Consider the following 11,128-nt stretch of genomic DNA (forward strand, 5'->3'; position numbering starts at 1 on the left):
TAATGTCCTCTGTATTTTACTACAAATTATCCATGAACTTGTATATTTAGCAAAATATGTTCCATTTATTTTATATGTTCTATTTCCACTATCAGTGGCACTACCGTTCTTCCACGGCTATTGGCTTTGAAGCTAATAATATTAGATGAATATTTAATATTCCTAGCTCTTACTAGTTTGTGAGCTAGTACTTTTTGTACTTTTTGAGCAAAGTTACCAGATTGTTGTTCAATTTGTTGCTGTATTTTATTAATATCTAATTCGTCCTTAGAATATAATACTGCAATAAAATCATGTCCAACATTATTGTCCATAGCAATATAATGATCTTCATCTGGAATAGGTACTTCATTGCGTTTATAATTTAGGGCTGCGCTTATTCCTTGTTTATGTGGAAAGATAGGATATACTTTACCTGTTAAGTCTGAGCCAAAGGCATATACATATGCAGGTTGGTTGTTAGATATATAGAGACGAAATCTTGTTCCTGATCTATATGGGCGTTTTACTTTATATATATTATTTTGTCTTGTGACTTGCATTTGATTGCCATAAGATAATACTAATTTCAATCTGCCGGATAAATCTGTTTGCCAATAGTTAGATTTTTTTGGATGATCAATTAATTCTAAAGCATAGTATGTGAATTTGGCAAAGTCTGGATATTTAACCCAGATATATCCACCATTTCCCCAACGTGTTCCCCAGCTATTTTGAAGTTCAAAAGCTCCACCATATTTGCTGTCATCATAAGAAATCACTGTCATAGCATGTCCACCATGATTTATATTAGGATTTTCTGTAGCTTGCCATACTTTTTTACGGTGACTTTTTGAGAAGGAATCAGGTGTATTCATGGCTATAATAACTGGTTTTTTTTCAGAAATACTTTTGCGAACTGTATCTATTTTGATCTGAGCTGGATCATTTGTATTAAACAGTCTTACAAAATCTTTAATTTTATACGCTGTTGCTTCTTGATAAGAAGAATTAGGTATTGTAGCTGGGCATAATGTTGGTAAATCATTGTATTTTGGTACGCCAATATTCTTTAATTTGCTAAGTGCATTCTGAATGGATGTACCTTTAGTACATGTATAATCATAATTTGTTTTGATTAATTTATAAAGAAAACCGGGAGAAAATGCTTGTTTAGTGATAAAAGATTTATTTTTCCAGCCATGACGTATTGCTTCGCTAATAGTACGAGCTGAATAGGCTACTGCCCATGCCGTACATGTTCCTGTTTTTCCCTGACTTTTTGGAGTTGGACTATATTGTTTTAGAGAAAAACGTTTAGATGGAACTACATATAAGCCTCGTGTTAATGAAGCTTTTAATAAAATTTTTTGATATGCAAAATCATCAAAATTTAAGCCCTTTCCGGGTGCTGCAAGTGCATTCAAACTAATTAATAAGCTTAGTATAAATATAATTTTCATAAGTTTAATTCCTATATAGCCTCATTTTTTTTCTAAGAATATTATCTTCTCACAAATAAAGATTTTTTTCAATAATTTTCAGTAGGATCGTACATAAATTGCATGTTACTATTAAAATATTTGATTTTAGCCCTGAAGGGGCGATATAATATAGCCTAGGGCAACGCCCTAGGATAACGTATATTATATAACAAAGCCCTGAAGGGGCAACACAATATTTCTTATTTCGCCCCTTCAGGGCTAACATATAACATACATCAGACCTAGGGCGTTGCCCTAGGCTATAATATTTCGCCCCTTCAGGGCTTTAAAATCAAATAGGAAAATTTCAATGAAATTAAAATATTTATTACTAGCTATCAAGTTCATAGCAACTCTAAAGGTGTTAATGTCGTAGCTGCTGATGATCATAAGCCTTTGGCTTTGGTTATTGGTAATGCTTCTTATCAATATGGTCGTCTGAGAAATACGGTTAATGATGCTGTCGATATTGCCGCTGTTTTGCGACAAATTGGTTTTGAGGTTGTTTTAAGAAAAAATTTGAATAAAGTTCAAATGAATTATGCTATTCATCAGTTTGGTAAGCGGTTGTTGCAATATCAATCTGTTGGTTTGTTTTATTTTTCTGGGCATGGTGCTAATGTCAATGGTCGTAATTATTTGTTGCCTATTGATAATCGTAAAATTCGGCGTTCTAAGCATTTGCGAAAATATGCAATTGATAGTCAGAAAATATTACAGATTATGGAAAATGCTAGAGCTAATAGCGTTAATATTATGATTTTAGATGCTTGTCGTAATAATCCTTTTCCTAGTGTTGAGAAAAGTCTTAATCGTGGTTTGAGTAGAATGGATGCTGTTGGTTCTATTGTTAGTTTTGCTACCGCTCTTGGTGATACGGCTTCTGATGTTAGTCGTAATAGGCGTAATGGTTTATTTACTTCTTATCTGATTTCGGCTTTTAAGAAAGCTTATGAAACACATCAGCGTATTGATGATATGTTTAGTTATGTTGGTAAAGGTGTGAAAAGGGAAAGTCGTGGGCAACAGCAGCCTTGGTATAATTCGTCATTATTGGGTAAGTTTTGTATTGGTGGTTGTAAAACTGATGCTCATCAACAACGGTTTAGTAATGTATTTCAGGATCGTTTAAGATCTGGTGGTTTTGCTCCAAGAATGACATGGATACCAGCTGGTTCAGTTGTTATGGGTGTATGAACTTACTGTAGCTGAGTATTTACGCTTTGTTAAATTAACTGGTTCTAATTTGCCTGAATGGCAAAAACATGCTAATGTTAGTAGAGTAAAAAGATATTATTCTAAACTTGGTGCGGCTTTAAAAGGAGGTAATTATCCAATAGTTGGTATTTCTTGGCATGACGCGAAGGCATATACAAAATGGCTAAGCCAACAAACGGGCAAAACTTACACTTTACCAACGGAAGCCCAATGGCAATATGCCGCTGGTGCAGGTAATCAAATTATTAGATTTAACAATGCGAATTGTTTAAATTGTGGAGATAGCTTTAGATATACCGCCCCAGTAGGCTCATTTTCAGAAAATCCCTTTGGATTGTATGATATGATAGGTAATGTGCAAGAGTGGACATGTTCAGAATATCAATATAAATATAGAGGTAAAGAACAATATTGTGTAAATAAAAATCGTGTTAATAGAACTCGCTTAGTATTACGTGGAGGCTCATGGGGTAGTAGAACTAGAAAAATAAGAAACTCAAACCGTGCCAAATGGTCAGCATCAACTCGATATGCTACAGTTGGGTTTCGAGTTGTTAGGTTGATGAAATAATTTAATTGTCTGAATCAGGATTTTTAGGATTTTAGGATTTACAGGATTAAACTTTAATTTTGTAGAAAAAAATTCTGTTAATTCTGTCTATGAATAAATAAGGATTAAAAAAATGAAGATCAAACCATTAATTAGACCTGACAGGTTTTAAAAACCTGTCAGGTCTGTTTTTACAACAAGCTTAATTCTATTAATTTTAAGTGCTTGTGGAATAAAAGGTCCACAACCAATTAAAAACGACGTTCCTATCCTACAAATAGATTCGGGCGGGCATAAGTCTCTGATTAAAGATGTAACATTCACCAAGGATGGTCGTTATTTAGTCTCGGCGGGAGATGACAGGAGAAAGAGTATTAAGAACCCTAAAACTAATATTCAACACCATATTGAACTCTGGCAAATATGAACCAGCGGCAAAATACGATGCTAAATTAATATACAGAAGCAATGAAAGCGGAGCAGCTATGATAGAAAAAGTGATGTTAATAAAACGATAAATCAACCTGCATTAGACCTGACAGGTTTTTAAAACCTGTCAGGTCTGACTCAGCCTAACAGAAAGATATGAATATCCCAGAAATTGAAAATCAATATATTGAATTTAAAAGAGAAACAATTAGTTATAATGACTTAGCTGAAGAAATTGTTGCTTTTGCTAATGGAGAAGGTGGAGAAATTTGGCTGGGTGTTGAAGATGATCGGACAATTTCTGGATTATCTCGTTGTTATGAAGAAGATATTATGAATATTGCAAGAAACAATGTGATACCTCCAATCAATCTTAGTTATAATGAATATACCATTGATGAACATCAAGTTGCATCTATCACTATCCCTAAAGGAGTTGATAAACCATATTATACATCCAGAAATCGCTACTATATTCGAGTTGGTTCCACTAAGCGCATTGCTTCTAGGGAAGAATTAATTCGCTTATTTCAGGCTTCTGGCTTGTTTCATTATGATATTATTGAAATTAATTATAGTTCTGAAAGAGATTTAAATTATTCTGACATAATAGACTATTTTAATCGTTATCAATTTAATTTTTCTCAAGAAAGTGATGAAGAAAGGCAACGTTTATTACAAGCCAGTGATATTCTTGGAAAACAATCACATCCTACTGTTGGTGGATTGTTAATATTTGGTATTGCCCCTGAACGCTATTTATCACAAGCTGGTATTCGCTTTGCTCATTTTAAAGGTAGAGAAATAGATGAAGAGTTGTTAGATAATAAGAATTTCGGTGGTAATTTACCAAGGCAGATAGATAATGCTTTAGCTGCTATTAAGGCTAATATTCCAATTGCTTCTACTTTGCAAGGCGCGAAAAGAGTTGAAGCTCCGCATTATCCTGATAAGGTGTTTCGTGAATTATTAGTTAATGCCTGTGTGCATCGCAATTATAGTATTGTTGGATCACAAATTCGCGTGTTTTTATTTGAGGATAGAATTGAATTTATTAGCCCGGGCAGGCTGCCTAATTCTGTGACTATAGAGAAATTGATAGTAGGTACTAGTTATGCTCGTAACCCATTATTATTACGTTTTATGGAAAATTTATCATATGTTGAACGATTAGGTAGGGGATTACCGATGGTATATCGTGAGGCTAAAAAAATGAATTTAGATCTTCAATTTATTGATCAAGGAGAAGAATTTAGAGTGATTTTGCAATTGCCAAATAAATAGATATTTTAGTACAACGAAGTGAAGTAGATCCGTTGTACTTATATTACCAAGTTAAGCGGCAGCTTTCGCTTATTTTAGGTATTCAACAATTTTAGAATTTAAACAATCTAATTTTTCAGCAGAATATAAAGCATTGTTTTTATTATCAGTAATAAAGAAAATATCTTCAACTCTAGTACCAAAGGTTGCCATTTTGGCTTTTTTCAGCCGCACTTTGCATGACATAAATGCTTGAGCTATATTTGATAGTACACCCGGGCGATCATGAGTAATTATACTTACAATAGTATGATTATGAAATTGATCCTGATTGATTGTAATTTCAGTATCAATCGTAAAGTGTTTAGTTTTTCTGGGTATATGACGATTTATAGGATTGAAGGATGAAGGGTTAATGATGCTTTGTTTAATCCCTTCTACAATTTCTTCTATTCGTGCTGGTTCGGTAATTGCCAACACTGTATAAATACTAATCGCATATTCACTATCTGTCTGCATAATATCAGCATCTACAATATTCAAATTTTGCTGTTCTAAAAAATGACTTATTTTAGCAAATAATGTATTGTTATCTGGCGTGAAAATAATGAATTTGGTACCACCTTTACTATCTCCATGACGCTTTAATACAATTGGTGTATTAAAATCCATATGTTTTAACAGGATTGCTGTTTCATGAGCAATTGCTTCTGGTGAAGAAGATAGAAAATATTCATTGCCTAATTTTTTCCATAAATCTTTAGGATCATCATTTAATAATGGGCGTACTTTATTTTTAATTTCCTGAACATGTAATTTATGATCAAATACATCATCATTATTTTGATTTAAAAGTTTACGTGTTTTATTATATAAATCTTTTAATAAACTATCTTTCCAACTATTCCATAATGTTGGATTAGTTGCTCTAATATCTGATACTGTCAATAGATATAAATAATCAAGGTGTACAGCATCTTCAATTTGTATCGCAAAATTTTGAATAACTGTAGGATCAGAAAGATCTTGACGCTGCGCAAAGCTAGACATGATTAAATGATTACGCACTAACCATGCTACTAAGCGTGCATCTTCATTACTTAAATCATGTCGAAGACAAAAATTCCAAGCATCTGTTTCACCTAACTTAGCATGATCACCACCGCGCCCTTTGGCAATATCATGAAATAATCCTGCTATGTATAATAATTCTCGTTTAGGAATTGATTTCATTAATTCAGAGCAAAAGGGTAATTCCTGAGCATGTTCTGCTAAATTTAAGCGTCTTAAATTACGTATTAAAAATAATGTATGTTGATCAACAGTATAAGCATGAAATAAATCAAATTGCATTTGCCCTACAATTTTGGCAAATTCAGGAAGATATGCCGCCAAAATACCATAGCGATTCATACGCCTTAATACATGAGTTAAACCTTGTGGTTGGCGTAAAATTTCCATAAAAAGGCTACGCGCTCGTAAATCTTGTTGAAATATTTGATCAATTAAATATTTATAATGCAAAATTAAACGGATAGTAGCAGCGCGTATTCCTTTAATTTCTGAATGTTCTTGCATTAACAGAAAAATTTCTAATAATGCAAAGGGATAATGTAGAAATACTTTATCATGAGTGACTTCAATAAAATTATTTCTGATTCGGAAACGTTTGTTTAAAGGAGTGATTTTAGCCGAAATATCAGCAAATAAAATTGCTTCTTGAAACAGTTGTAATAACATGTCATTAAGAGTACTTATTTCTTTAGCAGTACGATAATAGTCTCTCATAAATTTTTCGACTGCTAAACCATTATCATCATCTTGAAAGTTCAAGATAGAAGCTATTTGTTTTTGATAATCAAATAATAATCTATCCTCAGCTCGTTCTGATATCAGATGTAATATACAACGAATTTTCCAAAGAAATTCTTGTGCTTTAAATAGAATATTAAATTCTTGTTCATTTAAAAAGCCATGTCGCACTAAATCATGTAAGGTGCTAACATCGAAATACCGCTTTGCTACCCAGCCAATCATTTGAAGATCTCTCAAACCGCCCTGACTTTCTTTTATATTTGGTTCTAAGTTATAAGCTGTATCGTGATATTTCAAATGACGTTGCTTTTGTTCCTTAATTTTAGTGGCAAAAAATTCTTCATGTTTCCAAATGTTTTCAGGTGATATAGCTAATTGCATAGCTTCAAATAATTTTTTATCACCTGTTAGCAAACGTGCTTCCATTAAATTAGTTGCTGTTGTAATATCAGCCGCTGCTTCATTGGCGCATTCTTCTAATGTTCGTACACTATGTCCGATTTTAAGCCTAATATCCCATAAAAATATTATGAAACGTTCAACACAATCTTGCATAGCGTCAGACATAGAAGAATCTAATAAGATTAACAGATCAATATCAGATTGAGGATGTAATTCTCCTCGCCCATAACCACCAACCGCAATTAATGTAATTTTTTCAGGAGAGAGAGAAAAAAAATCCTGTTGAGCTTGTAATAAGATGCTATCTATCAACCAAGTACGTTGAATAATATAATTACTAGCATTGTTTTGACTATCAAAACGTGTTTTTAATAGATTATAACCTTTAGCTAAGGCATCACGAAAAACTGTAAGTTTTGGCTTGCTATTTAAGTCAATTTTAAATTGTTCTGGATTAAAAAGTTCAGAATCTGTATAGTTTGTGTTATGTAACATTAGCTAGCTCATAATGATAGCCCTGAAGGGGCGAAATAATATAGCCTAGGGCAACGCCCTAGGAATGATGTATATTATATGTTTAGCCCTGAAGGGGCGAAATAATATAGCCTAGGGCAACGCCCTAGGAATGATGTATATTATATGTTTAGCCCTGAAGGGGCGAAATAATATAGCCTAGGGCAACGCCCTAGGTTGTGTAACGGTTTTGGTGATAGCCCTGAAGGGGCGTATTAAAACATAAACCTCATTATTTCGCCCCTTCAGGGCTTGGGTACATTATGCCATTTTCCTAGGGCGTTGCCCTAGGCTATATTATTTCGCCCCTTCAGGGCTTGGGTACATTATGCCATTTTCCTAGGGCGTTGCCCTAGGCTATATTATTTCGCCCCTTCAGGGCTTTCTTTATTCTGGATTAAAAAAATTTTCTTGGTTATCTATTCACATCTGCATTATAATACTTATTTAATCTTAATCAATTCTAAATTATTAAATGGAAGTCACAAAACGTACTCATTTGCAAACTCGTTTGCAAAATACAGTTTTTATGCTGTTATTACTCATTGTTATAGCCTTAATCGCTTGGCTAAGCACTCGTTATAAAATCGAAGCTGATTGGACTATTAATAATCGTCATACTTTGTCAGAAGCTAGCGTTAAATTATTAGTTCAACTTAAAGACCCTATTAAAATTACTGCCTATGCTAGTAATGATAAACAGTTACGCGCCCCTATTAAAGATTTAGTTGCGCGTTATCAAAATAATAAAGATGATATTAGTTTACGCTTTGTTGATCCTTTCACTTCTCCTAATGAGGTGCGTGAAAAAGAAATTAAATTTGATGGTGAAGTTATTATTGAGTATCAAAATAGAACTGAGCATATTAGACAAGTTTCTGAACAAACTTTAACTTCAGCTTTACAACGAGTCGTTCGCAATCAAGATAGTCTGATTGTATTTTTAGAAGGGCATGGTGAACGTAGCATTAGTCAAGCTGCTAATCATGATTTAAGCGCGTTTGCTAATACCTTGAAAAATAGTGGCTTTAAATTACAGTCGCTTAATTTAACTCAAGCTGACATTCCAAAAAATACAGCTTTATTAGTTATTGCCAGTTCAAGAGCTAAATTATTACCCGGTGAGGCTGATTTAATTACACAATATATAAAAAATAATGGTAATTTATTATGGTTAATAGATCCAAATAGTCCTTTAAATCCTATTGCTAGTCAATTTGGTTTAACATTACAACCCGGTATAATCATTGATCCTAATAGTGAATTAATGGGGCTTAATAATCCAGCAATGTTGGCAATTAATGATACTGGATATGCTGATCATAACATTACAGCTAATTTTAATTATGTAACTTTATTTCCACAGGCAAAAGGTTTAATTATTAACTCCACAGAGGAATGGGTAGATGCTGCTTTATTGACAAGCAGTCATGATACATGGTCTGAAATTGGTAGTTTGGAGGTGGAAAAAATTGAATACAATCAAGGCAAGGATATTGAGGGTCCATTTGAAATAGCTGTGGCTTTACAAAGAGATAAGCAACGGGTTGTAATCGTTGGAGAAGGTGATTTTTTATCTAATGCCTTTTTACAATTTGGTGGTAATCTCAATTTAGGATTGAAAATTATTAATTGGTTATCTCAAGATGATTCGTTTATTGATATTCCAGCAAAAGCTGCCGCTGATCTTAAATTAGAATTATCTTCAAATGCAGTTTTACTTTTAGGTTTGTTGTTTTTAGTTGTTTTGCCGCTAATTTTAATTAGTATTGGAATTAGTGTTTGGTTACGTCGGAGGAAAGCTTAATGGGTAAACGTTGGTTAATTAATATTGTTTTATTATGTATAATAGTGATTTTAGGTGGCTTGGTTTATTATACCACTGAACAAGAAAAAGCTAATAAGCAGCTAACAGAATTAACAAAGTTAGATGCAGATAAAGTGCAATTGATTAAAATTGAACGGGCTGATAAAGCTAAAATTTCTTTAATGAAAGATAAATCTGAGATTTGGCAAATGCTGACACCGTTTCAATTACCGGCTAATATGATCCATATAAATCGCTTATTGCAAATTTTATCAGAACGTCAATATAAGAAATTAGAGGCATCTAAACTAGCAGAACTAAAATTAGATCCACCATTAGCAAAAGTTACTTTTAATAAATTTACAATTGCTTTTGGCGATAGTTCTCCTATGAGAGATCAGAAGCGTTATATACTGATGGATGATAAAGTCTATTTAGTTACTGATAATTTTTATAATTCTTTAACTCAGAATGCCACCAGCTTTGTCAGCTTAGCTCCTTTGGGTTTGAATTCTAAAATAATGCAATTAAAGTTGCCTGATTATCATTTAATTTTTAAAGAAAAACAATGGACATTGATTTCATCAAAATTTTCTGATCAACAAGTAGAAACTAATCAAGATGCGCTAGCAGGTTTAATTGATCAATGGCAACGTCTGCAAGCTTTTAAAGTAGAAACTTATGATGTAAAAAGTGAATCACAAGGACAAATTGAAGTTCATCTTTTAGGTAAAGATCATCCTTTACGTTTTACTATCCTTGCATCTAAACCTGATTTAATATTAGCGCATCGTGATAAAAATGTGTTATATAAAATAGACAATAGTCAAATAGACAAATTATTGCAATTACCAACAGCAAATCATTTAGGAGATTAATTTTGGCAGCTAACGATTTTTTTGAAGCAGAATCACCTGAGAATTATGAACAAAAATGTTTATGTGTCTTAGCATTAGATGTATCTGGTTCAATGTCAAATCCAATGGGTGGAATGAAACCTATTGATGAATTAAATGATGGCTTAGAAGATTTTTATTTTGATATTCAAGAAGATGCGACTACTGCTAACCGTTTAGAAGTTGCGATTGTAACTTTTCATAGTGAAGTTCAAACTGAATTAGAACCTTCTCTAGTGGAAAATTTTGAAATGCCAGAATTAATACCAAAAGGCTCTACCAAAATGGTAGATGGTGTTAGAGAAGCAATTGAAAAAGTTGAAGCTAGAAAAAAATGGTATAAAGATACTGGACAACCTTACTATAGACCTTGGGTAATTTTAATTACTGATGGGGAACCTGATAGTGATCAAGATGTTAAAGGTTTGGCTAATGAAATTCATGATGCTACAAAAGCGAAAAAATTTGCATTTCTTGCAGTTGGAGTTGAAGGAGCTAATATGAAGATTTTAAGAGAAGTATCTAATCCTGACATGCCACCTCAGCAATTGCAAGGTTTAAAATTTAGTGCCTTTTTTAAATGGTTAAGTGCTAGTATGAGTACAGTTACTTCTTCAGAAACTGGGCAACAAGTTAATTTGCCTAAAGCTGATGATTGGACTCAAGGTTTTACAACCTAATTTATGCACCCTCGTTCCCACACGAGAGCGCACTCCTTTATACACAAGTTTTGTAGGGTGGGTAGTTTTGTAGCTGTCTCTTATACACATCT

8 protein-coding genes are annotated in these 11,128 nt (G+C 33.1%); 6 read left to right on the forward strand and 2 right to left on the reverse strand.

Annotated elements, in window-relative coordinates; genetic code table 11:
* Nucleotides 1–65 precede the first annotated feature (65 nt).
* On the reverse strand, nucleotides 66–1,442 hold the full coding sequence (locus BHU68_RS15040) for a C1 family peptidase (protein ID WP_069472339.1): 1,377 nt from the start codon (nucleotides 1,440–1,442) through the stop codon (nucleotides 66–68).
* A 417-nt stretch (nucleotides 1,443–1,859) separates the two neighbouring features.
* Between BHU68_RS15040 and BHU68_RS15045 the strand changes: the two genes are divergently transcribed.
* The 3 genes from BHU68_RS15045 to BHU68_RS15055 all read left to right on the forward strand — a co-directional run bounded on the left by BHU68_RS15045 (nucleotide 1,860) and on the right by BHU68_RS15055 (nucleotide 4,944).
* The gene (locus BHU68_RS15045; RefSeq protein WP_069472340.1) at nucleotides 1,860–2,660 is read left to right on the forward strand and encodes a caspase family protein; all 801 of its coding nucleotides are present in this window, start codon (nucleotides 1,860–1,862) and stop codon (nucleotides 2,658–2,660) included.
* On the forward strand, nucleotides 2,653–3,252 hold the full coding sequence (locus BHU68_RS15050) for a formylglycine-generating enzyme family protein (protein ID WP_069472341.1): 600 nt from the start codon (nucleotides 2,653–2,655) through the stop codon (nucleotides 3,250–3,252). The genes BHU68_RS15045 and BHU68_RS15050 overlap by 8 nt, the downstream gene beginning before the upstream one ends.
* A gap of 564 nt (nucleotides 3,253–3,816) precedes the next feature.
* Complete coding sequence (locus BHU68_RS15055; RefSeq protein ID WP_069472342.1) at nucleotides 3,817–4,944, forward strand: RNA-binding domain-containing protein; 1,128 nt, start codon at nucleotides 3,817–3,819, stop codon at nucleotides 4,942–4,944.
* A gap of 69 nt (nucleotides 4,945–5,013) precedes the next feature.
* Here BHU68_RS15055 and glnD read toward each other — a convergent pair whose 3' ends face one another.
* Complete coding sequence (gene glnD, locus BHU68_RS15060) at nucleotides 5,014–7,635, reverse strand: [protein-PII] uridylyltransferase (RefSeq protein WP_069472343.1); 2,622 nt, start codon at nucleotides 7,633–7,635, stop codon at nucleotides 5,014–5,016.
* A gap of 493 nt (nucleotides 7,636–8,128) precedes the next feature.
* Here glnD and BHU68_RS15065 point away from each other — a divergent pair, with 493 nt between their 5' ends.
* The 3 genes from BHU68_RS15065 to BHU68_RS15075 are packed head-to-tail and all read left to right on the forward strand — an operon-like array spanning nucleotide 8,129 to nucleotide 11,036.
* Complete coding sequence (locus BHU68_RS15065; protein WP_069472344.1) at nucleotides 8,129–9,460, forward strand: GldG family protein; 1,332 nt, start codon at nucleotides 8,129–8,131, stop codon at nucleotides 9,458–9,460.
* Complete coding sequence (locus BHU68_RS15070) at nucleotides 9,460–10,338, forward strand: DUF4340 domain-containing protein (protein WP_069472345.1); 879 nt, start codon at nucleotides 9,460–9,462, stop codon at nucleotides 10,336–10,338. Before BHU68_RS15065 ends, BHU68_RS15070 begins: the two co-directional genes overlap by 1 nt.
* 2 nt (nucleotides 10,339–10,340) lie before the next feature.
* Nucleotides 10,341–11,036, forward strand: a complete 696-nt coding sequence (locus tag BHU68_RS15075; protein ID WP_069472346.1) for a vWA domain-containing protein — start codon at nucleotides 10,341–10,343, stop codon at nucleotides 11,034–11,036.
* Nucleotides 11,037–11,128 lie beyond the last annotated feature (92 nt).

Origin of the sequence: Candidatus Marithrix sp. Canyon 246, from assembly GCF_001723685.1 — a bacterium.
Lineage (GTDB): Bacteria > Pseudomonadota > Gammaproteobacteria > Beggiatoales > Beggiatoaceae > Marithrix.

What these genes read in the sequence shown, in the direction of transcription:
- BHU68_RS15070 (WP_069472345.1), top strand. Translation starts at nt 9,460, where the DNA reads ATGGGTAAACGTTGGTTAATTAATATTGTTTTATTATGTATAATAGTG.
- glnD (WP_069472343.1), bottom strand. Translation starts at nt 7,635, where the DNA reads ATGTTACATAACACAAACTATACAGATTCTGAACTTTTTAATCCAGAA.
- BHU68_RS15065 (WP_069472344.1), top strand. Translation starts at nt 8,129, where the DNA reads ATGGAAGTCACAAAACGTACTCATTTGCAAACTCGTTTGCAAAATACA.
- BHU68_RS15055 (WP_069472342.1), top strand. Translation starts at nt 3,817, where the DNA reads ATGAATATCCCAGAAATTGAAAATCAATATATTGAATTTAAAAGAGAA.
- BHU68_RS15040 (WP_069472339.1), bottom strand. Translation starts at nt 1,442, where the DNA reads ATGAAAATTATATTTATACTAAGCTTATTAATTAGTTTGAATGCACTT.